This is a genomic window from Mycobacterium vicinigordonae, assembly GCF_013466425.1.
Classification (GTDB): Bacteria; Actinomycetota; Actinomycetes; order Mycobacteriales; family Mycobacteriaceae; genus Mycobacterium; species Mycobacterium vicinigordonae.
Map to the genome: position 1 here is coordinate 3,150,917 of NZ_CP059165.1, position 24,310 is coordinate 3,175,226.

21 protein-coding genes, 1 pseudogene and 1 riboswitch are annotated in these 24,310 nt (G+C 64.5%); of the genes and pseudogenes, 10 read left to right on the forward strand and 12 right to left on the reverse strand.

The window, feature by feature from the left end:
* Positions 1-11 precede the first annotated feature (11 nt).
* A complete protein-coding gene (locus H0P51_RS14210) occupies positions 12-176 on the reverse strand; it encodes a hypothetical protein (protein WP_180913473.1) in 165 nt (54 codons plus the stop codon).
* 177 nt (positions 177-353) lie between these two features.
* Entirely contained in the window at positions 354-596 is a 243-nt protein-coding gene (locus H0P51_RS14215; RefSeq protein WP_180913474.1) for a hypothetical protein, read from the reverse strand.
* Between the two features lie 100 nt (positions 597-696).
* Between H0P51_RS14215 and H0P51_RS14220 the strand changes: the two genes are divergently transcribed.
* Both H0P51_RS14220 and H0P51_RS14225 read left to right on the forward strand, forming a co-directional pair.
* On the forward strand, positions 697-2,076 hold the full coding sequence (locus tag H0P51_RS14220) for a serine/threonine-protein kinase (protein WP_180913475.1): 1,380 nt from the start codon (positions 697-699) through the stop codon (positions 2,074-2,076).
* A 146-nt stretch (positions 2,077-2,222) separates the two neighbouring features.
* The gene (locus tag H0P51_RS14225; RefSeq protein ID WP_425488858.1) at positions 2,223-4,856 is read left to right on the forward strand and encodes an FHA domain-containing protein; all 2,634 of its coding nucleotides are present in this window, start codon (positions 2,223-2,225) and stop codon (positions 4,854-4,856) included.
* 4 nt (positions 4,857-4,860) lie between these two features.
* Here H0P51_RS14225 and H0P51_RS14230 read toward each other — a convergent pair whose 3' ends face one another.
* Both H0P51_RS14230 and H0P51_RS14235 read right to left on the reverse strand, forming a co-directional pair.
* Positions 4,861-6,531 (reverse strand): PPE family protein, encoded by a 1,671-nt coding sequence (locus tag H0P51_RS14230; protein WP_180913477.1) that lies wholly within the window; start codon positions 6,529-6,531, stop codon positions 4,861-4,863.
* A 133-nt stretch (positions 6,532-6,664) separates the two neighbouring features.
* A riboswitch (cobalamin riboswitch) is annotated at positions 6,665-6,845 on the reverse strand.
* A gap of 22 nt (positions 6,846-6,867) precedes the next feature.
* Positions 6,868-7,749 (reverse strand): M48 family metallopeptidase, encoded by an 882-nt coding sequence (locus H0P51_RS14235; protein WP_180913478.1) that lies wholly within the window; start codon positions 7,747-7,749, stop codon positions 6,868-6,870.
* Positions 7,750-7,922: 173 nt separating this feature from the next.
* Between H0P51_RS14235 and H0P51_RS14240 the strand changes: the two genes are divergently transcribed.
* The 3 genes from H0P51_RS14240 to H0P51_RS14250 are packed head-to-tail and all read left to right on the forward strand — an operon-like array spanning position 7,923 to position 11,585.
* A complete protein-coding gene (locus H0P51_RS14240; RefSeq protein ID WP_180913479.1) occupies positions 7,923-9,527 on the forward strand; it encodes a class I adenylate-forming enzyme family protein in 1,605 nt (534 codons plus the stop codon).
* Positions 9,524-10,297 (forward strand): class II aldolase/adducin family protein, encoded by a 774-nt coding sequence (locus H0P51_RS14245; RefSeq protein WP_180913480.1) that lies wholly within the window; start codon positions 9,524-9,526, stop codon positions 10,295-10,297. The genes H0P51_RS14240 and H0P51_RS14245 overlap by 4 nt, the downstream gene beginning before the upstream one ends.
* A 19-nt stretch (positions 10,298-10,316) precedes the next feature.
* A complete protein-coding gene (locus H0P51_RS14250) occupies positions 10,317-11,585 on the forward strand; it encodes an amidohydrolase family protein (RefSeq protein ID WP_180913481.1) in 1,269 nt (422 codons plus the stop codon).
* 5 nt (positions 11,586-11,590) lie between these two features.
* Here the strand turns inward: H0P51_RS14250 and H0P51_RS14255 are convergent, their stop codons facing one another.
* Complete coding sequence (locus H0P51_RS14255) at positions 11,591-12,007, reverse strand: CBS domain-containing protein (protein ID WP_180913482.1); 417 nt, start codon at positions 12,005-12,007, stop codon at positions 11,591-11,593.
* 76 nt (positions 12,008-12,083) lie between these two features.
* Entirely contained in the window at positions 12,084-12,866 is a 783-nt protein-coding gene (locus H0P51_RS14260) for an SDR family oxidoreductase (protein WP_180913483.1), read from the reverse strand.
* A 168-nt stretch (positions 12,867-13,034) separates the two neighbouring features.
* Here H0P51_RS14260 and H0P51_RS14265 point away from each other — a divergent pair, with 168 nt between their 5' ends.
* Complete coding sequence (locus tag H0P51_RS14265) at positions 13,035-13,697, forward strand: hypothetical protein (RefSeq protein WP_180913484.1); 663 nt, start codon at positions 13,035-13,037, stop codon at positions 13,695-13,697.
* Positions 13,698-13,706: 9 nt separating this feature from the next.
* On the opposite strand, the gene H0P51_RS14270 is transcribed toward H0P51_RS14265, so the two are convergent.
* The 3 genes from H0P51_RS14270 to H0P51_RS14280 are packed head-to-tail and all read right to left on the reverse strand — an operon-like array spanning position 13,707 to position 16,841.
* A complete protein-coding gene (locus H0P51_RS14270; protein ID WP_180913485.1) occupies positions 13,707-14,570 on the reverse strand; it encodes an NYN domain-containing protein in 864 nt (287 codons plus the stop codon).
* A gap of 25 nt (positions 14,571-14,595) precedes the next feature.
* On the reverse strand, positions 14,596-16,188 hold the full coding sequence (fadD1, locus tag H0P51_RS14275) for a fatty-acid--CoA ligase FadD1 (protein WP_180913486.1): 1,593 nt from the start codon (positions 16,186-16,188) through the stop codon (positions 14,596-14,598).
* Positions 16,185-16,841, reverse strand: coding sequence for a TetR/AcrR family transcriptional regulator (locus H0P51_RS14280; protein WP_246397958.1), 657 nt, complete (start codon positions 16,839-16,841; stop codon positions 16,185-16,187). Before H0P51_RS14280 ends, fadD1 begins: the two co-directional genes overlap by 4 nt.
* Positions 16,842-16,972: 131 nt before the next feature.
* Between H0P51_RS14280 and H0P51_RS14285 the strand changes: the two genes are divergently transcribed.
* Positions 16,973-18,190, forward strand: a complete 1,218-nt coding sequence (locus H0P51_RS14285; protein ID WP_180913487.1) for an FAD-dependent oxidoreductase — start codon at positions 16,973-16,975, stop codon at positions 18,188-18,190.
* Between the two features lie 19 nt (positions 18,191-18,209).
* On the opposite strand, the gene H0P51_RS14290 is transcribed toward H0P51_RS14285, so the two are convergent.
* Positions 18,210-19,031, reverse strand: coding sequence for a sugar phosphate isomerase/epimerase family protein (locus H0P51_RS14290; RefSeq protein ID WP_213016694.1), 822 nt, complete (start codon positions 19,029-19,031; stop codon positions 18,210-18,212).
* Positions 19,032-19,077: 46 nt separating this feature from the next.
* Positions 19,078-20,628, reverse strand: a complete 1,551-nt coding sequence (locus H0P51_RS14295; RefSeq protein WP_180913489.1) for a phospholipase C — start codon at positions 20,626-20,628, stop codon at positions 19,078-19,080.
* Between the two features lie 155 nt (positions 20,629-20,783).
* Here H0P51_RS14295 and H0P51_RS14300 point away from each other — a divergent pair, with 155 nt between their 5' ends.
* The 3 genes and pseudogenes from H0P51_RS14300 (at position 20,784) to H0P51_RS14310 (ending at position 22,754) form a co-directional block, all read left to right on the forward strand.
* Positions 20,784-21,470, forward strand: a complete 687-nt coding sequence (locus H0P51_RS14300; protein WP_180913490.1) for a TetR/AcrR family transcriptional regulator — start codon at positions 20,784-20,786, stop codon at positions 21,468-21,470.
* A 140-nt stretch (positions 21,471-21,610) separates the two neighbouring features.
* Positions 21,611-21,772, forward strand: a pseudogene (locus H0P51_RS28970) (SDR family oxidoreductase); the annotation flags it as partial.
* 13 nt (positions 21,773-21,785) lie between these two features.
* On the forward strand, positions 21,786-22,754 hold the full coding sequence (locus H0P51_RS14310; protein WP_180913491.1) for an enoyl-CoA hydratase/isomerase family protein: 969 nt from the start codon (positions 21,786-21,788) through the stop codon (positions 22,752-22,754).
* A 394-nt stretch (positions 22,755-23,148) separates the two neighbouring features.
* On the opposite strand, the gene H0P51_RS14315 is transcribed toward H0P51_RS14310, so the two are convergent.
* Positions 23,149-24,288, reverse strand: a complete 1,140-nt coding sequence (locus H0P51_RS14315; protein ID WP_180913492.1) for a glycosyltransferase — start codon at positions 24,286-24,288, stop codon at positions 23,149-23,151.
* Positions 24,289-24,310 lie beyond the last annotated feature (22 nt).

The window sequence follows — 24,310 nt, forward strand, 5'->3', positions numbered from 1 at the left end:
AGCTCCAGCCGTCAAGCACCTTTGCTGAGAACCTGATCGGCGGTCGCCCGCATCTGGTCCGAGATTCGGAGCAGATCATGCTCGCCCACCCCGTTCGGCAAGGTGTAGGCCACCTGACGCAATTCGACGGCGTAGTTGCGTAACTGCTGGCGTAGCCGCGCCTCAACGTTCAACATGATGGCTTCCTATCGGCTGGACTTGGCTCGGGCGCCATTCTCTTCGACCGAACCCATCTCAATTTTCGCCGTCCGGCGACCCGCTGGCGACGCGGGCGGGGGCGTTTTAACCAGACTTTGACGGTCCATTAACCATGCGCGTCATTTCGCGCTTCATTCGCAGGACAAATACCCGGGTTACGGCCTTGAGTCGTCCGAGTCGTCCGAGTCGTCCGAGTCGTCTAGCTCGTCCGGCTCCGGCGCGAGGAACACCGTTTCCTGCTGCTCCTGCCAATCGGCGACGTCCGCTTCCAGCGGCACTTCGCCGGCGTAATCCCGCGGCAGCTCTTCGTCTTCCGGCTCGTCAGCGGCCAATCGGTGCTGCTCGGCGGCATCAGCGTCGGGTACATCGTCGGGAAATGTTGGGTCGCGGTCGTGCATGGGCGGCAATTTACCCGATGCACCGGACGGGAAACCTCTGCCAAAGCCAAGCCGTCGCGATCCGGGTTTGCGGCAGCTGCCCGCAGGCTACTATGCCGCCATGCCGCTCGACGAAGGCTCAACGTTTGCCGGATACACCATTATCCGGCGGCTCGGGTCCGGCGGAATGGGCGAGGTGTATCTCGCGCAACACCCCAGACTCCCGCGCCACGACGCACTCAAAGTGGTCAAGACCGAGGTGTCCGCCGATGACGAGTACCGGGAAAGGTTTCATCGCGAGGCCGACACCGCCGCCGCGCTCTGGCATCCGCACATCGTGGCGGTGCACGACCGCGGCGAGACCGATGGCCAGCTGTGGATCGACATGGACTACGTCGACGGCACTGACGCCGGCGCCCTTCTCGAAGAGCGCTACCCCAACGGAATGCCGGGCCCCGAGGTCGTCGAGATCATCACCGGGGTGGCCGAGGCGCTGGACTACGCGCACGAACACCGCATGCTGCATCGCGACGTCAAGCCCGCCAACATGCTGATCGCCAAGCCTGACTCACCAGATCGGCGAGTCCTATTGGCAGACTTCGGGATTGCCGGCCTCGTCGGTGAATCGACCGGGTTGACCGCCACCAACATGACGGTGGGCACGGTGGCCTACGCCGCACCTGAGCAACTGATGGGCAACGATCTCGACGGCCGCGCGGACCAGTACGCGCTGGCCGCGTCGGCGTTTCAGCTGCTAACCGGTGAGCCACCGTTTCAGCATTCGAACCCCGCGGTGGTGATCAGTCAACATCTGACCGCGGCACCGCCGCCGATCGGCAATCGTCGTCCGTCGCTGGCCAATCTCGATCCGGTTTTCTCCAAGGCGCTCGCGAAGGATCCCAAGGATCGCTACCTGCGCTGCGTCGACTTCGCGCGGGCGCTCAGCCACCACTTGGGCGGAATCGGGGATACCGACGACACCAGCCTTTCACTGCCGGCGGCACCGGCCCGGACGTCGCGCCGCTCGTTGCTGCGGCCCGCCGTCCTCGTCCCGGCGCTGCTGGCAATCGCACTCATCGTCGCGATCGTCATCGCCGTGCAGGAAGTCGTGCGCGCCAACGACGAGGAGCGCGCCAAGAATGCTCCGCCGACCGCGGCCACTCCGGCCTCTCCGTCGGTGCCGACATCCCAAGCCGCCGAGCCCACGCCGGAGATCCCGATCGTCGCCATCGGAGCGGCCTGCTATCCGTTGGGCAGTCTTGGTGCCACCAAGACGGGTGCCACCGCCTACTGCTCGACGCTGGAAGGCACCGATACCACCATCTGGTCACTGACCGAAAGCACAGTTGCCAGTCCAACCGTCACCGCGGCGCCCGAACCGACCGAGGCGCCGTTACCCAGCGAGCAGGAGTCGCCGGTTCTGGTCTGCGTGCAGCAGACCGGGCAGACGCGGCGGCAGTGTCTCGAGGAAATCCGGCGCGGCATCGCCCCACCCCGCTAATTACCGGCCGCGCGCATCGGCGGCGGAGACGTCGCGCCCCTGATGACTTCGGGTTTGTGCCCCCGCAGGCGCATCGTCACCCCCGGCGCCAATCGACATCGCAGCAGTAACACATATTTGACGTCTTCCTTCTTGAATCGACCGTCATGCCGATACAGTTAGGTGCGATGATCCAGACAGCCGCCCCACCTGTGCTCACCGTGCGGTATGACGGAGCCGAACGCACCTTTGCAGCGGGCCACGACGTAGTCATTGGGCGTGATTTGCGCGCGGATGTCCGCGTCGCACACCCCCTCATCTCCCGCGTGCACCTGTTGCTGCGGTTCGACCAGGGCCGGTGGGTTGCCATCGACAATGGCAGCCTCAACGGGTTGTACGTGAACAACCGCCGCGTGCACGAGGTCGACATCCAGGACGGGCAGCGCATCAACATCGGCAACCCCGATGGCCCGGCGCTGGACTTCGAAGTCGGCCGCCGAGAGCAGGGCTCGGTGGGACGGCCGCCACCGACGACGGCCATGTCGATACCCGCCCGGCCGAGTGGGCCGATCCCGACCCAGGGCCCGCCGCAGCCGGGCGGGAACTGGGGCAGTGGACCCCAGCAGCCATCGACTTCGCGCATGCCGTCTGCACCAGGTCGGCCGCCTGGACCACCGTCGGGATCGCAGCCGCGGTACCCGTCCGGCCCGCAACCCATGCATGCCCAGGGCGGGCCGTCGCCGCAGATCTATCGGTCCTCGCCGGGCCAACAGCAGCCGCCGCCGGTCATCGGTCCCACCGCGCAGGCCGGCAGCCGGACCTCGATGATGAAAATTCTGCGGCCGGGCCGAGGTGCAGGAGACGTTCCGGCCGGAGCGGTGACAATCGGTCGCGCGGACGACAACGACATCGTCATCCCCGAGGTACTGGCGTCCCGGCATCACGCCACCCTGATCCCGGGTCCCAACGGCACCGAGATCCGGGACAACCGCAGCATTAACGGCACGTTCGTCAACGGCACTCGGGTCGACTCGGCGATCCTGCGTGACGGCGACGTAGTCACCATCGGCAACATCGACCTCGTCTTCGCCAATGGCGCGCTGTCCCGGCGCGAAGAAAGCCTGCTGGAAACCCGCACCGGTGGTCTGGACGTGCGCGGGGTCACGTGGACCATCGAGGGCAACAAGACACTGCTGGACAACATTTCGCTGACCGCGCGCCCGGGGATGCTCACCGCGGTGATCGGGCCGTCCGGCGCCGGGAAGTCGACGTTCGCCAAGCTGGTGGCCGGCTACACCCACCCCACCAGTGGCACGGTGAGCTTCGAAGGCCACAACGTGCACGCCGAATACGCCTCGCTGCGCAGCAGGATCGGCATGGTGCCGCAGGACGACGTGGTGCACGGCCAGCTGACCGTGCGGCAGGCACTGATGTATGCCGCCGAATTGCGGCTGCCACCGGACACCACCAAGCAGGACCGCGAGCAAGTGGTGGCTCGGGTTCTCGAGGAACTCGAGATGACCAAGCATCTCGAGACGAGGGTGGACAAGCTCTCCGGTGGTCAGCGCAAGCGCGCCTCGGTCGCGCTGGAGCTGCTCACCGGGCCGTCGTTGCTGATCCTCGACGAACCCACCTCCGGTCTGGACCCCGCGCTGGACCGCCAAGTGATGACCATGCTTCGACAACTGGCCGACGCCGGCCGAGTGGTGCTGGTGGTCACCCACTCACTGACTTACCTCGATGTCTGCGACCAGGTGCTGCTACTGGCGCCCGGCGGCAAGACCGCCTTCTGCGGGCCGCCGAGCCAGATCGGTCCGGCCATGGGAACCACCAACTGGGCTGACATCTTCAGCACTGTCGCCGACGATCCGGAGGGGGCCAAGGCGCGCTACCTGGCGCAGACCGGACCGCCCCCGCCCGCACCGCCCACCGAAAAACCCGCCGAGCTGGGGGAGGCGGCGCACACCAGTCTGGTCCGGCAGTTCTCCACGATCGCGCGGCGGCAGATGCGGTTGATCATCTCCGACCGAGGCTACTTCATATTCCTGGCGATCCTGCCGTTCATCATGGGTGCGCTGTCCATGTCGGTGCCCGGCGATGTGGGGTTCAACGCCCCGAACATGGCTCCTCCCAATCCGAGCGACGCTCCCACCGAGCCAGCACAGATCCTGGTGTTGCTCAATGTCGGCGCGGTTTTCATGGGGACAGCGCTGACCATTCGAGACCTGATCGGCGAGCGGGCTATCTTCCTGCGAGAACAGGCAGTCGGCTTGTCGACCACCGCGTATCTGCTGGCCAAGGTATGTGTCTACACGGTGTTGGCGCTCATCCAGTCGGCGATCGTGACCATCATCGCGCTACTTGGCAAGCCCGGTCCGAAGATCAATGCGGCCGTGCTGGGCAGTTCGTCGCTGGAGTTGTACGTCGACATCGCGGCGACGACGGTCGCCTCGGCGATGTTGGGCTTGGTGTTGTCGGCGGTAGCCAAATCGAACGAGCAAATTATGCCGCTGCTGGTGGTGGCGGTCATGTCGCAGCTGGTGTTCTCCGGCGGCATGATCCCGGTTACTAACCGGTTAGGACTCGACCAGATGTCGTGGGTCACCCCGGCGAGATGGGGTTTTGCGGCCTCCGCCTCAACCATCGACCTGACCACGCTGTGTCCGGTTCCGCAGGTCCCCAAGGACGCGCACTGGAAACACACGGTGTCTGCGTGGACATTCGACATGGCCATGCTGGCGGTGCTCAGCGTTTTCTATCTGGGCTTCGTGCGCTGGAAGATCCGCCTTAAGAGCGGCTGATCCGTCAGCCGTTGGTGCGCCAGGTGCTGGGCATCATCGGCTGGCGGGGCGCGTCGTCGAGGGGGTCGTCCGCCAGGGTGACCAATCCGGCGGCGGCAGCGCCCGGTTTGTGGGCGGTGTCGGTGAACCCCATCGTTCCCGCTCCAGCGTCGGAGGCTGTCGCGGTGGTCGCCTCTGCGATTGGCTCGGGATCCATGTATTCGTAGCCGCGGCCGAGCAGCTTGGCCTTGGCTCGCCGGCGGCGCGGTGTGGGCGCCTGCTCGTGCGGTATTGCCGCGGCGGCCGCGGCTTCGGCCTCGTCCGGCACCGGCGCCTTCTTTCTGGCGGCGTTAGCAGCTTGCCGCTTTGCGGAAGAACTCAGGTTGCCCACCAGGTAGCCGTAGTTGTCCATGCCCAGTCCGATACCGGTCCCGGTTAGCGTCGGTGGCGCGGCGGACGGCGGCACAGGGGCACTCGGCGCCGGGGCCGGTGCGGTTACCTCCGCCGGGGCCGGTGCGGGAGCCGTCGACGTCGAAGCGGTCGGGGCGAGTGCGAGAACTGGTGGCGGAGGTGGGGGTGCGCCGGGCAGCGCGGGTGGCGGCAGGGCCGCCAGCGCGGCCAGTCCCTTGAGCCCGATCGGTGCCAACACCACGCCGGCGGCCAACGGGATCAATGGAGTGGTCAGCAGCGGTACCAAAACCGTGATCAGTACCAGCGTTTGCTCCAGCAGGGTCTTGAGCAGTGCGATGGTGTCGGTGACGACCGTCCCGATGATTTCCACGGTGACGAACAGGATGGTGAAGCCGATCGTCGCGGGATTTCCGGACGCGAAGGCCGCTGTCAGGTCCAGACCGACGTAGAACATCATCTGGGACAGCAACGCAACGTAAGTCCCGATGTCCATCGGGTAGCCGAGCGCGAATGCGATGTTGAACGGGCTGAAATAGGTCAGCGGGTTGCCGAGAATGACCAGGTAGGGGTCGAATCCGGAGAACATCGCCTGGAAGAACGGCAAGTTCGACAGCGCGTTGATGAGCGGCTGGATGTACTTGTCGTAGAAGTCGAGATACCCGATGTTCTGCAGCCATTGCAGGAAATCGTTCTGCTGGTCGGCAGGCAGCGGCAGCGATTGCGCGATGGCAGTTGCCTGCTCATTGGCCTTCGTGATCTCCGGCGGAAGGGTGGTGCCCGGCGCGACCAGCATGGCCGCGTTAGAAATCACTTGGTAGACGGCCATCACGGTGGCGGCCTGGATCCACATGCGGAGGTAATCGGCCTCGTTGAGGGCGATGGCAATGGTGTTGATGCCGAAGAAGTTGGTGGCAAGCAGCACCGCGTGGGTGGCGTGGTTGGCCGCCAATTCGGCCAGCGTCGGCATCGCGGCCAGTGCGGTCGTGTAAGCAGCGGCCACGGTTTGCTGTTGGGTAGCCATCGCGGCGCTGTCCGCACCGGCCTGGACTAGCCAGCCCAGGTAGGGAAGGTGCGCGGCGACGTAGGCCAGACTGGTCGGACCGTGCCAGGCCGCTGTCTCTACCTGCGCCAACAGCGCGGTCAGGTCGCTGGCCGTCTCGGCGTAGGCCACGCTCACCGACTGCCAGGCCTCTGCCGATGCCAGCAATGGGCCGGGTCCTGGACCGGTGCTCAGCAACGCCGAGTGCAACTCCGGAGGTGACGCCATCCAGATCGGGGCGGTCATCGCCGGCCCCGCTACCGGGTGCGCCGCGTCGGGATTGATGCGGCTCGTTGTTCAGGCTGGTCGGGGATGGGGCTGCTGTATGGCGGGCGCGACGTCATGGCGTGTCAGCTCTCTCGGGGTGCACCGCCCCGGGTTGGCAGGTCGCGATGACGTGAGTCTCCTGGCTCTCGGATCGCCGCTATCCTCGACTTCCAGCCGTTGGCCGTGTCTGATGAGGGTCGCTCCCCGATTACAGTGGCGGGACCGCGCCGGCTTTGCACCGGCTTCCTGCATCGTTATCGCTCTTACGGCGACCATTGTCGCATGTGGAGTGGTCGCCGCAGGTGCCATCCGCGTTCAGCGGACCCATGGGGTGTTGGTCGGCGCCGGCCACTGCGGGGCCAGGGCGGGCTGCTTGGGACGGAAGAACAGGGCGCCCGCCACGGCACGGTTGCGCAGTGCCGACGCGCGCCATGTGTTCACTGGATGCGAGGCCAACATGTTTGCCAGCCAGACGAAAAACCCGATCTCCGAGGCCGCCCGGTCGGCCATGCCGTCGAAGTCCACCCAGCGCAGCAGGTATTTGCCAGCGCTGAGCACGCCGATGGCACGGCGGGCGCCTTCTGGATGGAATACGAACCCATAATTGTCGGCGGTGTATTCCATCGACCGTGACAGAGCCTGGCCCAGGAATGGGATCTTCATTGCCAGCTGACTGAGCTGGCGCCAGTAGGAGGCGTGCCCGGCCGCGATGTGCCCGACCTCGTGACCGATGACGAATGCCAGTGCTTCGGGATCGCGGGCCTGGCCGCCGATCTCGAAAAGGTCGCTGTAAACCACGACGTAGCGGCGGAACCCGTGACCACTGGCGAAGGCATTGATCCGGCCGTTCCCCAGCACGACGTAGGCGTCGGGAACCTCGGTCAGCCCGAACCGCTGGGCCGCCTGGACAACCAGCCAGTAGCCCTCGGGAAATTGCGTGGGCGACATCTTGACCCCGTTAGCGCGCTGCTGGCCGTAGTTCAATCCGCGGCCCAAAAACAGCAGGATGGGCGTGGCTAGCAGCGACAGCCACAGCGCGCTGAGGGTCCCGGACAATACCACCGCGATCGCGATGAGGTAGAGCGCGATGCTGGACACGATTACCAGGACGAGCAGACCGATCTCCCATGGGTGGCGGGTGGGCCGGTCCCAGTGGCCGTGCGAATGCTGGTAGGTCGGCGACTCCAATATTGCCATGACTGTCCTGGACTCCCTGTGTGGTCGTAGATTTCCCGCTGAGGGTCGGCCACAACAGGCTCTTGAGGGTCCCTTGGGAAATTCTCTGCGAATCCTTGGTGCGCAGGTTGTGCCAGGCAGGGCCGGGGCGGCGGGGTGATCTGCGCCACAAGGAGGACTCCTATCATCTTTATATGACCGCCGGCGCTCTGGACATCACCTGCTCGCCGGCGTTTACCGCCCAGGAGGTGGCCCGCTACTACGCGGCCGGATGGTGGGCGAAGTCGACGCTGTCGGACGCAGTGCGCGGCAACGCCGCGCTTTCACCCGATCGGGTGGCGTATCGGAATCACCTGGACCTGGACCTGACCTGGCTGGAATTCGACGCAGCGGCAACCGCTTTGGCTCGGCAATTAGCCGGATGCGGCGTCGCGCGGGGCGATCGGGTGGCGGTGTGGCATGGCGACTCGGCGGCCGTCCACGTGCTGTTCGTAGCGATCGAGCGTTGTGGTGCCATCGCCGTCGGTATCGGCGCGCGCGCCGGTGCTCGTGAGGTTGCCCAGCTGCTCGGTATGACCCGGCCGAAATTGCTGGTCAGCGATCCAGCGCACAGTGCGGTGGCGGCGGGGGTTTCCGCTGATTCACCGATGGCGGTTGCGGTGCTGCGCCCCGATCTGCGCTTGGACGCGGAGCCGCCAACGCATCCGATGGAAATGGACCCGCAATTGGGTCCCGACGATGTGTTCCTGATCAACTCCACTTCCGGGACCACCGGGCTGCCCAAGTGTGTGGTGCACAGCCAGAATCGTTGGCATTACTTCCATCACAAAGCAGTCGCGAACGGGCTGCTCACGCCCCAGGACGTCTTCCTGCCTGTCATTCCCATGCCCTTCGGATTCGGCATTTGGACCAGCCACACCACCCCGATCTATCTGGGCGCCACGGCGGTGTTGCTGCAGCGGTTCACACCAGGTGCGGCCTGCGAGGCGATCGCTCGCCACCGGGCAACCGTATTGTGTTGTGTGAGCACACAATTGACCATGATCATGGCCGACCCGGCCAGCCGGGAACATGACCTGAGTTCATTACGGGTAGTTTTCACCGGTGGTGAGGCGCTCCCGTATCGGCCGGCCGTGGAATTCGAGCAACTCACCGGCGCGAAGATCCTGCAGTTCTACGGCTCCAACGAAACCGGTTTGCTCAGCGGAACCACGTTGCAGGATCCGCTCGAACAACGGCTCCGCACAGGCGGCCGGATTATCCCGGAGATGTCAGTGCGCCTTTTCGACGGAGACCGGGACGTCACATACACCGGCCGCGGCCAGCCGGCGTGCCGCGGTCCCGCGACCAGCCTCGGGTATCTCGGCGGCACCGACCACGACAAACTCTTTACCGAAGATGGTTGGATGCGGATGGGGGACATCTGCCGCATCGACGCCGATGGTTATCTGACGGTCACCGGTCGCACGTCGGACTTCATCCTTCGGGGCGGCAAGAACATCAGCGCCGCTCAGGTGGAAGACGTTGCGATGACGCACCCCGCGCTCGCACTGGCTGCGGCGGTCGCGATGCCCGATCCGGTGTTCGGCGAAAAGGTGTGCCTGTACGCCGAACTCGTCGATTCTTGCTCCCTGGAGCTAGCCGATCTCGTCGAACACTTACTAACGCTGCAAGTTTCCAAAGAACTACTGCCCGAGCGCCTCATCGTGCTGGACGAACTGCCCCGCTCATCTGGCGGCAAGGTCGCCAAAGGTCAACTCCGCGAGGATATCCGAGCCAGAATGGAGACAGGCAAATGAACGCTCCCGACGCACGGCGAGGAGGCCTTGAGGTGTGGTCGCCGTCGGTGGTGCCGCCCATCGGCGTCGACCTGTCCCACGAACAGGCACTCGCGGTGGCGTTTCGCCACCTTGCCTCAATCGGATTCGCCGAGAATATGGCCGGGCACATCACCTGGCAGCTCGAGGGGCAGACGGACATGCTGGTCAATCCGTGGGGCCTGTGGTGGGCCGAACTCACCGCCTCGGACATCTGCGCGGTGGACGCCGACGCCCGGGTGATCCGCGGCCGTTGGGATGTCACTCCGGCCATTCACATTCACACCGAACTGCACCGGGTGCGCGAGGATGCGCGGGTCGTCATCCACAATCACCCTTATTACGTGTGCGTGCTGGCCGCCCTGGGCAGGCTGCCCGAACTCGTGCACCAGACCGGGGCGTTGTTTCTGGACGACCTGTGCCTGGTCGACAGCTACGACGGTGAAGTCGACAGTCCGATGCGTGCAGCTGACCTCGCTGCGCACATCGGCAGTGCGAATCTGACCATCCTGGCCAACCACGGTGTCATCGCCACCGGGGCCACCCTGCCTGAAGCCGTTTACCGGGCAGCATCCATCGAGCGAGTGTGCCGCCTTGCTTATGACGTGTTGTTGACCGGCCAAGCCCCGCTGCAGATGAATTGGTCGGACATGGTGGGCATGCAGTCCTCACTGATCGAGCGTGCCGCCGACGTCTACTGGTCGGGTGCGGCGCGGATGACCATCAAAACCGACCCCACGGTCCTTGGCTGAGACTCACGGGGACCGCAACATGAAATCGATTGACGAGCTGGCCACCGACCTCAGCTTCACTACAGCCAAGACCGGGGCGGAACGCTCCGTCACCTTTCTACCGGATCCTCCTCGGGCACAACGCCGTTACACGGTGATCTCGGTGGACGATCACATCGTTGAACCCCCCGACACCTTCACCGGCCGATTGCCACGCAAGCTCGCTGACCGCGCACCCAGGGTGGTCGATACCGCCGACGGGGGCCAGACTTGGGTCTACGACGGTCAAGTACTGCCCAACGTCGGCTTCAACGCCGTGGTGGGACGCCCGGTTGCAGAGTACGGATTCGAGCCCGTGCGCTTCGACCAAATGCGCCGCGGCGCCTGGGATATCCACGCGCGCATCCAGGACATGGACCTCAATGGGATCTACGCGTCGTTGAACTTTCCGTCGTTTCTGCCCGGGTTCGCCGGTCAGCGCCTGCAGCAGGTGACACCAGACCGCGAACTGGCGCTGGCGTCGGTGCGGGCCTGGAACGACTGGCATCTGGAGGCGTGGGCGGGACCGTACCCCGACCGGATCATCCCCTGCCAACTACCGTGGCTGCTGGACCCCGAACTTGGTGCTGCGATGATCCGCGAGAATGCCGAAAGGGGTTTCCATGCTGTGACTTTCAGCGAGAACCCGGCCATGCTCGGGTTGCCGAGCATCCACTCGGGGCACTGGGACCCGATGATGGCGGCGTGCGCTGAGACGGGCACGGTGGTTAACCTGCACATCGGATCGTCGGGGTCATCGCCGTCGACCACGGCGGACGCTCCGCCGGATGTGCAGGGCGTCCTATTTTTCGCCTACGCGATCTCGGCGGCGGTGGATTGGCTGTACTCTGGATTGCCCAGCAGATACCCCGAACTCAAAATCTGTTTGTCCGAGGGTGGAATCGGTTGGGTGGCGGGCTTGCTAGACCGCCTCGACCACATGCTCAGCTATCACGAAATGTACGGGACTTGGCGGGTCTTGGGTGAAAAGCTCACGCCCGCTCAGGTTTTCACCCGAAATTTTTGGTTCTGCGCGGTCGAGGACAAGTCATCGTTCGTGCAGTACGAGCGCATCGGCGTGGACAACATTATGTTGGAAGCGGACTACCCACACTGCGACTCGACTTGGCCGCACACCCAGCAGACGATAGACGACGAGATCGGCGGTCTGCCCGACGACGTGGTCCGCAAAATCACCTGGGAGAACGCTTCGAGGTTGTACCACCACCCGGTGCCTGTCGACATCCAGCAGAACCCGGACGCCTTCTGAGTGAGCTAATCGGCATCCAGCACGGCATCGGAGCTATACACCCCGAGCAGGTCGCGGGCCGAGACGATCCCCATCAGCTCGCCGTCGCGCTCGACCAGGATGTGCCGGATGTAGTGCTCCATCATCTGGGTTGCGACTTCGTCGACGGTGGCGTCGGCATCGCACCACACGAGTTTCGCGCTGGCTACCTCAGCGGCGCGGACAGCGTTGGGGTTCTTGCCATCTGCGACGACCCGAAGCACATCGCGCTCGCTGAGCAGCGCCGACGGCCAGGTTTCCTCGCCCACCAGGATCGCGCCGACATTGACGGCGGCCATCGCGGCGGCCGCGTCCGCAACGGTGGCGTCGGGCGCAACACGGGCAACGGGATCGCCGACGACGGAGGACACGGGCAGGGCCCCAGCTGAAGAGGAGGTAGTCATATCACCATGCTCATGGCCGGTACCGGTCGGCTCTAGTGACTTCGGTCCTCAGTTTCCAGGGCCTTCGCGCACCCGGTTAGGTCACCCATTCGGGCTGTTCGGCGGTATCGACCGCGGAGAAGTCTTTATGGCCGAGACCCGCCACGCATCCGCCGTCGACGACGAATTCCGAGCCGGTGGAATAGCTGGACTCGTCACTGGCCAGGTACACCACCAGGTTGGAGACCTCTTCGGGTTCGGCGGCCCGGCCGAGGGCGGTCTGGAAGATGTCCTCCGGGACCCATTCGGTCATCGGAGTTTTGACGAGTCCGGGATGAATCGAGTTCACCCGGATACCGCTGGGACCCAGCTCCAGTGCCGCCGATTTGGTCAGGCCGCGGACGGCGAACTTGGTTGCGGTGTAACCGTGGCAGGCGATGGTACCGGCGATCCCCTCGATGGAGGAGATGTTGATGATGGACCCGCGGCCCGCTTCCTTCATGGGCTTGACGACCGCGCGGATGCCTAGGAAGACACCGGTCAGGTTGATGTCCAGGATTCGTTGCCACTCAGACAGGGCGTAGTCCTCGAATGTACCGATGTTGATGATGCCGGCGTTGTTCACCAAAATGTCGAGGCGGCCGAACTCCTGGAGCGCGGTTGCGACGGCGGCGTCCCACTGCTCGGGCAGGGTCACGTCGAGGCGTAGATAGCGCGCTGCCTCGCCGACCTCGGCGGCGAGCGCCTTGCCTTCGTCGTCGAGGATGTCACCGAATACCACCCTGGCTCCCTCGGCGACCAGTTTCCGGACGTGGGCCGCGCCCATCCCGCGGGCGCCCCCACTAATCAGTGCGACTTTGTCAGTCAGACGGTTCGGCATCGACCCTCCTATGGGACAACCAGCGTTGGTAGAAGATCCTGACGCGGCCCCGGCGCAAGACACCCGGCACTGCGCAGATCCACCATACATTTCACTAGCGATGTATGGCCGTCGGGTAGGGCAGAGCACTAGCCACGGACAGCGTCGAATCGGTGGCATCCTGGCCGAGTGGGAGTGTTGTTGCGCTTACTTGAACTACTGCTGTTGCTCTTGCCGCTGGTCGGCCTGATCGTCGCCGGCCTGAAGGCGATTTCGGCGTTGGGTCGGCGCGCGGAGCAGCAGGCCGAAAATGCTGCGGCGGCCGAAGTGTCGAAGGCCCCGGCCGGAAACCAGGCGGCACGCTGGCGCGCGATCCGACGCGCTATCGAAGCGCATGAACAGACCGACGCCCGCTGGTTGCAGTACGAACTCGACGTTGCCAGACTGCTCGATTTCCCGCTGATGACCGACCTGCGCGATCCCCTCACGGCCGGCTTTCACAAGGCCAAGCTGCGCGCCGATCTGCACAAGCCACTGCGGGCCGAGGACCTGTTCGACGACCGGGACGGCGCCAGTGCCTATCTCAGCGCGGTCGAGGACTACGTGACGGCGTTCAACGCCGCGGAGGCCGAGGCGAGGCGCAGGCAACGCAGCGACTTTTCCGCCGAAGAGAAGCAACGGTTGGCGCGCGCGCAAAACCTGCTGCGCATTGCCGCGGACTCCGCCGCAACCGCGCAGGAGCGCAAGCACGCCTACGGCCTGGCCCGCACCGAACTCGACGGCCTGGTCGTGCTCCCCGACATCACTCGCGCCGGTATCGAGCGCGACATCGCCGGCGAACTCGATTCTTAACCAGGCCGTCTAGGCACTATCGGTTTTGAGCCGCACCATACGCGTGGTGGTGCTCTCGTCGAGGTCCACAAGATCATTGCGGGAGCGCAGGAAGTCGCTGAATGACTTGAAGCCCAACGACTTCTCGCTGAAGGACGGGTTCATCCGCTTCATCTGCGCCTTCACTTCGGAGTTGTGCAGCCAGTCTGCGTCATCTTTTTCCAGGCCGATCCGCAGCGCCCGTTCGAGCAGCCCGGTGGCAGCGGCTTGGGGATCTGGTGGCGGCGGCTCGTCGTCGACCTCGGCCTGACTTGCATGCCGACCACGCTTTCTGGGCGGAGACGCCGTGGTGGAGATTCCGGGCAACGCGTCGTAGGTGACGAACTCGTCGCAAGCGGCGGCCAGCGAACCACTGCTGGCGCCGGCCACCCCGATCCCAACCACATAGCGGCCCAGGCGTTTACAACGTTGCGCCAGCGCGATGTAGTCCGAATCGCCGCCGACGATCACCACGTGGGTGAGATCAGGCAGCCGAAACATGTCCTCGACGGCGTCGACGGCCAACCGGATGTCGGCACCGTTCTTCCCGTAGGAGGCTGCCGGGAACAACTGCACCAGGTCGACCGCCCGCCCGACCAGCTGACCGTGATAATTAGCATTCACCTCAGCCGACCAGTCGGCGTACGCGCGCGTGAGCACCAGCGTGCCAAACGACGCTGCAAAGTCGACAATGGCGCCGAGGTCGACCTTGGCCGTGCGCAGCCTGTCCTTATCCAGCCCCTTGGCCTTGTCCCGGTGGAACGTATTGCGGCCGTGGATCTGGTCGTACCGCGAGATGACGATGTTGTCGAAGTCGAAATAGACGGCCACGCGGGTTGCGCCGGAGTCGGTCATGGGCTCATCGTCCGCTATCGCCCGGTCAACTACCAGTGCGCGGCTGTATCCGGTAGGCAGTGCCGCGTTCGTCGCGCGCCCACAGCGTCTCGCCCTCACCTACCGCAGTTCCCTCGGCGATCAGCTGACGTTTGAGCACCTTGTGGGTGGCGGTGCTGGGCAGCTCGGAAGCGATGCGCACGTATCGCGGGCGCGCCTTGGGGGACAGGTCGGGTTGGTCGTCGAGGAACGCTTCGAAAGATTCGGGGTCTAGGGCGCCGCCTCGGTGGGGCACCACCGCCGCCATCACCTGGTCGCCCACCCGCTCGTCCGCAACGGCATACACCGCTACCCGGCTTATGGAGTCGTGCCGCAACAGAATCCGTTCGATCGGTGCGGCTGCGAGGTTCTCGCCGTCCACCCGCATCCAGTCCGCGGTGCGGCCGGCTAGATAAATCCAGCCCTCGGCGTCCTGGTAGGCGAGATCGCCGGACCAATACATGCCGTGGCGCATCCGTTCGGCGTTGGCCTCGGGGTCGTTGTAGTACCCGCTGAACAGCCCTGAGCCGGTCGGGTTGACCAACTCACCGATGGCCTCGTCGGCGTTGGTCAGGACACCGTTTTCGTCGAACCGAGCGACCGGGCACTGGGTGACGGTGTCGCTGTTGTAGACCGCCGCGGCGCCCATCCCCTTGCCGATCGAACCCGGCGGGGTACCGGCTTCGCGCACCACGATGACGGCATTCTCGGTGGAGCCGAAGCCGTCCTCGACCCGGGTGCCGAAGCGACGCGCGAATTGTTCGATGTCCTTTTCGTTCGCTTCGTTGCCGAACGCCACCCGCAGCGGATTCTCGGCATCGTCGTCACGTTCGGCAGTGGCCAGAATGTAGGCAAGTGGCTTACCGACGTAATTCATGTAGGTGACGTTGTAGCGGCGTACATCGCGCAGGAAGTTGGTCGCCGAGAACCTTGCCGGCACGATGGCCGCACCAGAGACCACCGCTGGCGCCCAGCCGGCAACCACCGCGTTGGAATGGAATAGCGGCATCGAGACGTAGCACGTGTCCTGCTGAGTCAGCGCGAAACGCTCGGCCAGGTTGATCCCGGCGAATGCCGGCATCAGATGCGACACCCGCACGGCCTTCGGATTCCCACTGGTTCCGGAGGTGAAGATCATCATGAACGGGTCCGTCATCTCGACCTGACGATGCGGGACCAGGGTCCCGGCTGCGGCGGTCAATCCTTTCCATTGCGCAGTCGAGGTATCCAGGACCAGCGCGCCGGCCAGATCCAGGCCGTCGAGCAGCCCCCGGTGCTCGGCGTCGGTTACAACGATCTGACAGTCGGAGCGCCGAACGTCGGCGGCCAGGGCCTCGCCCCGCCGGGTGGTGTTCAGCCCGCAAAGCACGTACCCGCCCAACCCGGCCGCGGCCATCTGGGTCAGCATGTCGGGAGTATTGCCCAACAGTGTGCCGACGTGCATCGGCCGTTGGGGGTCGGCGGCAGCCAGCAGAGCTGCGGCCTGGGCCGCGGACTCAGCAAGATACTGCGCCCAAGTCCATTGCGCGTCACCATACTTCACAGCGATCGCCGGATCGGAGACCCGTCGTTGCAGCAGCGCTTGGATCGTCTCGGTCATGGATGCGATTCCGTTCGTCGCGTGTCTTGGTGGTGATGATCGAGATAGCTGCTCAGGATGTCGACGAGGACACGCCGCTCGTGGCTGGTGTCGGCCGGCCGGTCCGTCACGAGTTGGTTGGCGACCATGCCGCGCAGTGCAGTCAACAGATGCTCACCGATGGCTGCGCTGCGGGTAGGGTCCAAGTCGCGGTCGAGCGTGGCGCCAAGGTTCTTGAACGCGTTGGCAAGTCGCCTGATGTGGCCGTTCGATTGGGCACCCCGGCTTACCCGCGTGCCGATCAGGATCTCGGTCGCCGCGCGTGCCGTGGGGCTCGACATCTCACGCCATGCCGCATCCACAACGGCCCCTACGCGTTCCCGGGTAGGAGCGTCGCGGTTGACCGGCGGAAGCGTCCGTAAGGTGTCCAGCAGCCCGGTGAATGCTTGATCGACCACGGCCATCAGCAGCCCGTCGCGGTCTCCGAAGTGATATTGGATCACGCCCCAGGTCACCTCTGCGGTGTCGGCGATGTGCCTGCCGCTGGCGGCGGCCAGGCCCTCGCTCAGCACGATTTGGACCGTTGCGTCGATCACGGCGACGCGAGTGCGTTCGGCTCGGGCCTGGTTGCCGTGTGCGGGGCGGGTTGGGGCCGCCCGCCGCGAAGGCATCATGTGGATACCGGATGCGGTCGTGGGGTGATGGCTTGAGAACAAAACATTGCACTTGCAAGGTTATGCCAACCGGTATGCGTGCGGACCGCGGGGTTGCCGACGATCGCGTCCGCGCCTCTATGCTTGCGCCAATGGTCGAGAAGACGCCGTGCGTGATCATCGGGGGCGGTCCGGCAGGTCTGGTCCTGGGGCTGTTGTTAGCCCGTGCCGGCGTTGCAGTCACGCTGCTGGAGAAGCACGGCGACTTTCTTCGCGACTTCCGTGGCGACACCGTGCATTGCTCGACGATGCGACTGCTCGACGAACTCGGACTGTGGGAGCGATTCTCGACATTGCCCTTCACAGAGGTTCGCAGCGCAGCGTTCGAATCGGGTGGTCGACCAGTGACCTACATCGACTTTGAACGACTTCGTCAACCGCATCCGTTCATCGCGATGGTGCCCCAGTGGGACCTGCTGAATCTGCTCGCCGAGGCCGCGCTGGCCGAGCCCACCTTCACCTTGCGGATGAATACCGAAGTCACCGGGCTGATTCGAGAAGGCAAACGGGTCTCCGGAGTTCGCTATCGTGGGCCCGGCAGGTCGGGTGAACTGCGGGCCGACCTCACGGTCGCGTGCGACGGACGCTGGTCGGTCGCCCGGCGGGATTCTGGGCTGCGGGCCCGTAACTACCCGGTGAAGTTCGACGTCTGGTGGTTTAAGCTGCCGCGCCACGACGACGCGGAGTTCTCCTTTCTGCCCCGCACCGGTCCGGGCAAGGCGCTCGGAGTCATCCCCCGCGAGGGCTACTACCAGATCGCGTATATCGGGTTGAAGGGCACCGACTCGCAGTTGCGTTCGCAGGGGATCGAGACGTTCCGCCGCGATGTCGCCGCGCTGGTGCCCGAAGCCGCGGACTCGATGGATGCGTTGGTGTCGATGGACGACGTCAAACATCTTGACGTCCAGGTGAATCGCTTGCGCCGCTGGCACTGTGACGGTCTGCTTTGCATCGGCGATGCTGCGCACGCGATGTCCCCGCTGGGGGGAGTAGGGATCAATCTGGCGGTGCAGGATGCCGTGGCCGCGGCAGCCATCCTCGCCGAGCCGCTACTTACCAGTCGGGTCTGCTCCCGCGACCTGGCGGCGGTGCGGCGTCGGCGTGTCTTTCCTACCGCGATAACACAATTGGTGCAGCGGATACTGCACCGCGGGTTGTTGGGCCCGCTGCTGCGTGGTGCGGACCCGGCCCCACCGGCCGCCCTGTTCCGAATGCTCGAACGGTTGCCGTGGCTGTCAGTGGTGCCCGCATATTTCATTGGGGTAGGTGTGCTGCCCGAGCATGCTCCCGCCTTCGCCCGACGCAACTGAAACCGCTGCCCGCCGACGGCTATCCGGTCTTACTTTGCGACAGCAGGCGGCGCGTCGCCTCGATACACGGCGCCAAGCGATCAAACGGGCTGATGCCGGCCAGCGCCAGGGACCGTTGTGGTACCTCGACTTCAACCACGAGCCCCGGAGGCAGCGCAGCAAGGATCTGAGGCAACGGGAGCTCACCGTCACCAGGCACCATCCGTTCGAACATGGCCTCCTCCATGTAATTTGGTAATCGTGGCTGCAGCGTCGTGTCGTTGATCTGTGCATAGCCGACATAGTCGGGGTCGACTGCCGCCAGATCGCCCGGGGTGGAACCGGATCGGATGAGGTGCATAGCGTCGATGAGGAGCTGGAAGTCGGAGCGTCCCACGTGACGTACGGCTGCGACGGCGGTCGGAAGATCTCCGATGGTCAAGCTCGGCACCGGTTCAACGAGTGTTCGGAGGCTGCGTTGCGCGGCGAACCCGGCCAGCTCGGCGAATTGGTCGAAGGTCCGGGCGCGATCGGGGTCCAGGCTGACGACGTTGATACATGGCGCCCCAAGCTCGGCCAGCACATCAAGATCGATTGCCAACGATGCTACGTCGCTGTCCGGCAGCACCAGAAAGCCATCGCCCAGCGTGATCGTCACACCCCGATGCTGCAACGCGGCGCGCAGGTTCCTGCGCAGCGCGGCGTCGTGTGCAAGCGAAAAGCGTGGATAACCCAACGATGCCAACGGAAGTCCACGTAGGAACAGCGAGATGTGACGGCAACCCAGATCCGCGGCAAGGTCCACGAATTCTACGGGCGGGAGCCCGAACACACTGAGAAAACCCACGGCTAGTCGATCCATGTGATCACCGGACATGTTCTCGAATCCATCTGGAAAGCCAGCGATTTCAGCAGCGACCGCTGGGGATACCGCGCGGCGGCGAGTTTTCCTGCGACGGCATTGCCTGAGGGTAAGGCACGCGATAGGGAATACCGGCTTGCACCCATCCCAGCGCCACATTCGGCACGCATTGGGGCACCTTCGACAGAGTGTGGAGTCCCGGGAAGCCGAGGTTGGGTCGAGACGAATTTGGCGGCACGGCGAAGTTGAACGCCGAAGTCATGTCTGCGGTCATACTTCTTCGCCAAGCGGTGAGGTTGGGAACCGTGACACCAAACCGCGTTTCGAGTAATCGCAATTGGGACGTGTGGTCAAACGTCTCGTGCGCCACGAGCGGCCCACGACTGTAAGGCGAGATGACAAAACAAGGAACGCGGTAGCCCAGCCCTATCGGACCACGGATCCCGCCCGAACCCGGCACCGCGTCGATGTCGGGCACCGTGATGTATTCCCCGGCCGTTCCGGGTGGCGGGGTTGGCGGAATGACGTGATCGAAGAAGCCACCGTGTTCGTCGTAACTCACTATGAGCGCGGTCTTTTCCCAAACCGCGGGATTGGACAACAGAATACGCAGTAGATTCACGATCCCGAAGGCACCTGCGGCTGCGGGGAATGCGGGATGCTCGGTTTCCAGGATGTTGCCGACCACCCAGGAAACCTGCGGTAACCGGTTGGCCAGGACGTCGGCCAGAAAATTCGCAGGATAGGTGGGTGCGAGCCCGAAGCGGGCGAAGTCCGACCTGGGGTCCGCTCCCTGCTTGAAGAACTCCATGATGCTGCCGTAATTGGCGAGACCTGAGATATAGGGACCGAAGGTCTTGTTGCGGTATACCTTCCAGCTCACACCGGCGTCGCTGAGGTTCTGCGGCATGATGCGCCAGCTGAACTTCTGCGTGGGGTAGACCAGCGGGCTTTCCAGTTCGGGGCCACCCTGCTGGCCGTCGGGGTCGAGGTGGGCGCCCATCCAGTAGAGCCGATTGGGCAGGGTCGGACCCAACACTGAGCAGAAATACCGATCGCACACGGTGAAGGCGTCAGCCAGCAGGTAGTGGATCGGGATATCCCTACGGGTGTGATAACCCATCGTTGTGGGTGTATGAGCCGCGGAGCGGGTAGCCGCCTGGGCCGGCAGCCAGTTATCGTTGGCGCCGCCGTTCCAGGTGTCGTGCACACCCTTCCATGTGTGATCGGGGTCGTTGACACAGGCACCATCGAGCAACGGGCCTCGGGTGGTATCGAAGCGGTACGGAATCGTGACGCCAGCCGGGTCGAAGGCCTGCGTCATGGGGTTCCAGCCCTTTTGCTGAAACAGCGGCGACGGGGTGTTGAACCCGTCAACCCCCGAGAGAGTGCCGAAGTAGTGATCGAAGGATCGGTTCTCCTGCATGAACAACACGATGTGCTCGATGTCGGCCAGGTGGCCCGAGCAAGGTCCCGCTCCATAGGCCGTTTCGATCACCGGACCGGCCAGCGCGAGCAGCGCACCTGCACCGCCGGCCGCAGCTGCCCGGCCCAGGAATTCGCGACGCGAGATTCCGCCGATCTCGCTTTCTCGCAACGGGGTGTCCTCTCGCCGTCTGGTCAGCTAAAGGTAGAGGACGGCAGCGATCGAATATGTTGTAGCGGTCGGCGTGTCGTGCGGAGTGAAGTTCTTGTTTGCCGGCACTACGAATATAGAGTAGCCTCTGCCCCCGAACCCCTATGGACTCAGTGATGGATAAGCGCCGGAAACCCAACTCCACCGAACGCCGTCGTGATCTCTGCGATGCGGCGATCCAGTTGCTAGCGGACGACGGGGCCAAGGGCGTGAGTCACCTGAAGGTCGACCGCAAGGCCGGCGTCCCGGACGGCACGACATCCTTTTACTTCCGCACTCGTTCGGCGCTGCTGCTTGCCGCGGCGGAGCGGCTGGCCGAGTTGGACTTAGCGAGATTGCAGTCGGTCGCCGACGATTCGGCCGGGAGCGGTGTGGGGGACTCACCGTCACGACTGTCGCAAGTGGTGATCCAAAGCGGTCGCGAACCCGAATTGACCCGGACCCGGGCAAGATACGAGCTGACGATGCAGGCTGCCCGCGATCCTCAGTTGGCGGCAGCCCTCGCGCATAGCACCGACGCTTTCACCAAGCTGCATCGCGAGATCCTGGTGCAACTACTGCCGCGTGGCGCCGAGTTGGAGCCGGCTGTTGTCGAGGACCTGAGTAATGTGACGCTGACATTCATCAACGGCCTGCTGTTGCGGTTTGCCCACGGCGACCGAATCATCGACAGCGCAGCGCAACTCGACGGAATCTTGGCTGCGATCGCCCGTGGCATGCTTAGAAGTCCCGAGAAAGGCCGGCTCACCGGTGTTGATCCAGCGCGCCCGGCCGGCCGTAACAAGGTGAAAAAGCGCGGCTGAGCCTTGTCAAGACACCGGCCGTATGGTTCTCTACGAGTATAGAGAATATTGGTGTCTGCCACCTCGATTCCAGCCACGACCGTTCCCTGCGCATCGCGAGGTATATAAGCGAGATGTACCTGACCCACCAGCCGTCGGCACCGGGCGATCTCGCTCCGGCTTCGCAACTGATGCATACGTTGCCCTTACCATGGGTGGACGCTGCCGACATCAGCAATGCGGTCCTGTTCCTCGCCTCTGACGAATCTCGTTATGTCACCGGCGTTTCGCTTCCCGTCGATGCGGGCAGCTTGCTCAACTAGAGGAGAGAGTCACATGCCCGACTACGACTACGAAGAAATGAAAAAGGAAGCAGAGCAATACATTAAGTTCGAAAAGGACGTCAAGAATCGGATCGCCTACATCACGTTCGACCGTCCCGACGCGCAGAACTCCACCACACTGGGGATGCGGCAGAACTATGCCGATCTGATCCACAAGTGCAACGTAGACGACGAGATCAAGGTTGTCGTGATCCGCGGCGAGGGTGAGGATTTCGGCAGCGGCGGCGACCTGCCCGAGCAACGCGACATGCTGGAGAACCCCGGCATGCCGCTACTGCACGAGCTTGCGATCAACGACGACAACGTCAAGTATCCGCCGGGTGGCTCGTATCGCTACTTGTCCACGGTCACCGACTTCTACGCCAAGGCCCGAGCGGGAAACCGCCCGCTGCAGGAACTCCGCAAGATCAGCATCATCGAGGCCAAGGGTTACTGCTACGGGTGGCACTTCTACCAGGCAGGCGATGCCGACCTGGTGATCTCCTCCGACGACGCACTGTTCGGCCATCCGGCCTTTCGGTACGTGGGTTGGGGTCCGCGGCTGTGGTGGTGGGCCGAAACCATGGGACTGCGCAAGTTCTCCGAAATGCTTTTCACTGGAAGGCCGTTCAGCGCGAAAGAGATGTACGACTGCGGCTTCGTCAACAGTGTGGTGCCCCGCGACAAATTGGAGGCAGAGACCGCGAAGTACGCCCAGGCCTGTTCACGTTCCCGACCGACCGACACAGTCGCGGTACAGAAGACATTCCTCGAGTTGTACAAGCAGCACAAGGGCGAATACTTCGGCAGCCTGCTCACCGGCATGGTCGAGGGCATGCTCCCGCTGATCGCCAACGACGCCGAGGAGGTCGACCTGACCGCGGGCACCTTCGAGAAGGGCCTCAATAATGTGGTCAAGGACAACGACCTGAACTTCCCGCCGGAATGGCGGCTTAGCCGCTCGGGGCGAAATAAGCCTTGATCGCTGAGAGGGCGAGGGTATGTCGGCGCTGACCGGCAAGTTGCTGCCGGACCTCGGCGGAAAGTCGCACGCCGACTGTGCAACGACACGGCCAAGGAACTACAACGAATCATCACAATTCGGGCACTGCGCTGGAGTTGTCGACAGACCGAATGCGACCGTGGTCGGCGTGAGTCTCGATGTCGGCGAACGATCGCATGTTGCGCGGGGACAGTGGGCGGACCGCCCACCACGCCGCTGTGCGCGTGGCCACTGGCTGTTGCCCGGCCACATGACCGTCGCTACCATCGCGTGCTCCTGCGGTCCGCACGTGCGCTGGGAATGCGAATGCGGCGCAGCCACTTACGGTCCCGCACTGGTCGAATCCTGCAGCCTCGCGATCTAGATTCGGCGCTTAGAAACCGCTGATCAGCCGTGGTTCGGCTGGTTGGGGCCCGGCCAGGGTGGTAAGCATCCCGGCTGCGGCGCGGCGCCAGGTGAACATCTCGGCGCGGCGCCGTGCGCAGACACGGCGCCGCGGCTCGGGTCGACTGATGACCTCGCTGACCGCGGCAGCGATGGCCACCGGATCGTTGTCGGCCACCGCGCCGCTGTCCGCGGTGACAATCTCGGACAGTGCTGACGTGCTGGACACCACCGCCGGCGTTCCGCAGGCCAGTGATTCCAGGGCGGCCAGCCCGAATGTCTCATGCGGGCCGGGCGCCAGCGTGACGTCGGCGGATGCCAGCAGCGCGGCGACCGCGCGCCGGTCCGCGACGAACCCGGTGAAGTGGACTGGAAGACCGGTGGCCTGACGCTGCAGCCTGGCCCGCAACGGGCCTGCGCCGACGACGACCAATCGGGCATCAACACCGCCGTCGCGCAGAGCGCCAAGCGCATCGATGCTGCGGTCTACACGCTTCTCCACCGACAATCGTCCGCAGTGCACCAGCAGCAGCTGCCGGGGTGTCGCAAAGCGACGCCGCAACGCAGCACACCGGTGCCGCGGGTGGAACGTTCCGAGGTCGACACCGAGCGGGACCGTGACAACATTGTCCGCCCCGATGCGGTTGAACTCTTCGCGTGCGAAATCCGTTGTGCACACCACGGCGTCGTAATCGTCCGCGGTGTGCCGATTAGCGATGTCGGCGACAAGCTGCGCGGTTCGGCGCGGAAGCACCTGTCCGGCAAGGCGATCCAACCTTTCATGCGAGATCATCACCGTGGTGGCTCCGTGCGCGCGACCCCATTGGCCGAGCGAGCGCAACGTGAGCCGGTCGGAAACTTCCAGCGCGTCCGGGCGCAGCACACTCAACAGTGCCCGAACCGGTCCGGGCATGATTGCGCGGTAACCACCGGTGAGCGGCAGTAGCCTGGCGGGCAGCGTGATTCGTACGACACCGGTCTGAAGCCGGGTCCGATGCGCATGAGCACCCGGGACTATCAGGAAGACCTCGTGGCCCCTCGCCCGGTACTCGGCGCCGAGACGGTCGACCGCGGTACGCAGCCCGCCGGACCGGGGTCCGTAGAAGTTGGCGACCTGAACCACCCGCATACCCGCGAGGAAAACCGGTGTT

Coding starts and splice junctions, on each gene's coding strand:
- H0P51_RS14210 (WP_180913473.1), bottom strand. CDS start 176: ATGTTGAACGTTGAGGCGCGGCTACGCCAGCAGTTACGCAACTACGCC.
- H0P51_RS14215 (WP_180913474.1), bottom strand. CDS start 596: ATGCACGACCGCGACCCAACATTTCCCGACGATGTACCCGACGCTGAT.
- H0P51_RS14220 (WP_180913475.1), top strand. CDS start 697: ATGCCGCTCGACGAAGGCTCAACGTTTGCCGGATACACCATTATCCGG.
- H0P51_RS14225 (WP_425488858.1), top strand. CDS start 2,223: ATGCCGATACAGTTAGGTGCGATGATCCAGACAGCCGCCCCACCTGTG.
- H0P51_RS14230 (WP_180913477.1), bottom strand. CDS start 6,531: ATGACCGCCCCGATCTGGATGGCGTCACCTCCGGAGTTGCACTCGGCG.
- H0P51_RS14235 (WP_180913478.1), bottom strand. CDS start 7,749: ATGGCAATATTGGAGTCGCCGACCTACCAGCATTCGCACGGCCACTGG.
- H0P51_RS14240 (WP_180913479.1), top strand. CDS start 7,923: ATGACCGCCGGCGCTCTGGACATCACCTGCTCGCCGGCGTTTACCGCC.
- H0P51_RS14245 (WP_180913480.1), top strand. CDS start 9,524: ATGAACGCTCCCGACGCACGGCGAGGAGGCCTTGAGGTGTGGTCGCCG.
- H0P51_RS14250 (WP_180913481.1), top strand. CDS start 10,317: ATGAAATCGATTGACGAGCTGGCCACCGACCTCAGCTTCACTACAGCC.
- H0P51_RS14255 (WP_180913482.1), bottom strand. CDS start 12,007: ATGACTACCTCCTCTTCAGCTGGGGCCCTGCCCGTGTCCTCCGTCGTC.
- H0P51_RS14260 (WP_180913483.1), bottom strand. CDS start 12,866: ATGCCGAACCGTCTGACTGACAAAGTCGCACTGATTAGTGGGGGCGCC.
- H0P51_RS14270 (WP_180913485.1), bottom strand. CDS start 14,570: ATGACCGACTCCGGCGCAACCCGCGTGGCCGTCTATTTCGACTTCGAC.
- fadD1 (WP_180913486.1), bottom strand. CDS start 16,188: ATGACCGAGACGATCCAAGCGCTGCTGCAACGACGGGTCTCCGATCCG.
- H0P51_RS14280 (WP_246397958.1), bottom strand. CDS start 16,841: ATGATGCCTTCGCGGCGGGCGGCCCCAACCCGCCCCGCACACGGCAAC.
- H0P51_RS14285 (WP_180913487.1), top strand. CDS start 16,973: ATGGTCGAGAAGACGCCGTGCGTGATCATCGGGGGCGGTCCGGCAGGT.
- H0P51_RS14290 (WP_213016694.1), bottom strand. CDS start 19,031: ATGGATCGACTAGCCGTGGGTTTTCTCAGTGTGTTCGGGCTCCCGCCC.
- H0P51_RS14300 (WP_180913490.1), top strand. CDS start 20,784: ATGGATAAGCGCCGGAAACCCAACTCCACCGAACGCCGTCGTGATCTC.
- H0P51_RS14310 (WP_180913491.1), top strand. CDS start 21,786: ATGCCCGACTACGACTACGAAGAAATGAAAAAGGAAGCAGAGCAATAC.
- H0P51_RS14315 (WP_180913492.1), bottom strand. CDS start 24,288: ATGCGGGTGGTTCAGGTCGCCAACTTCTACGGACCCCGGTCCGGCGGG.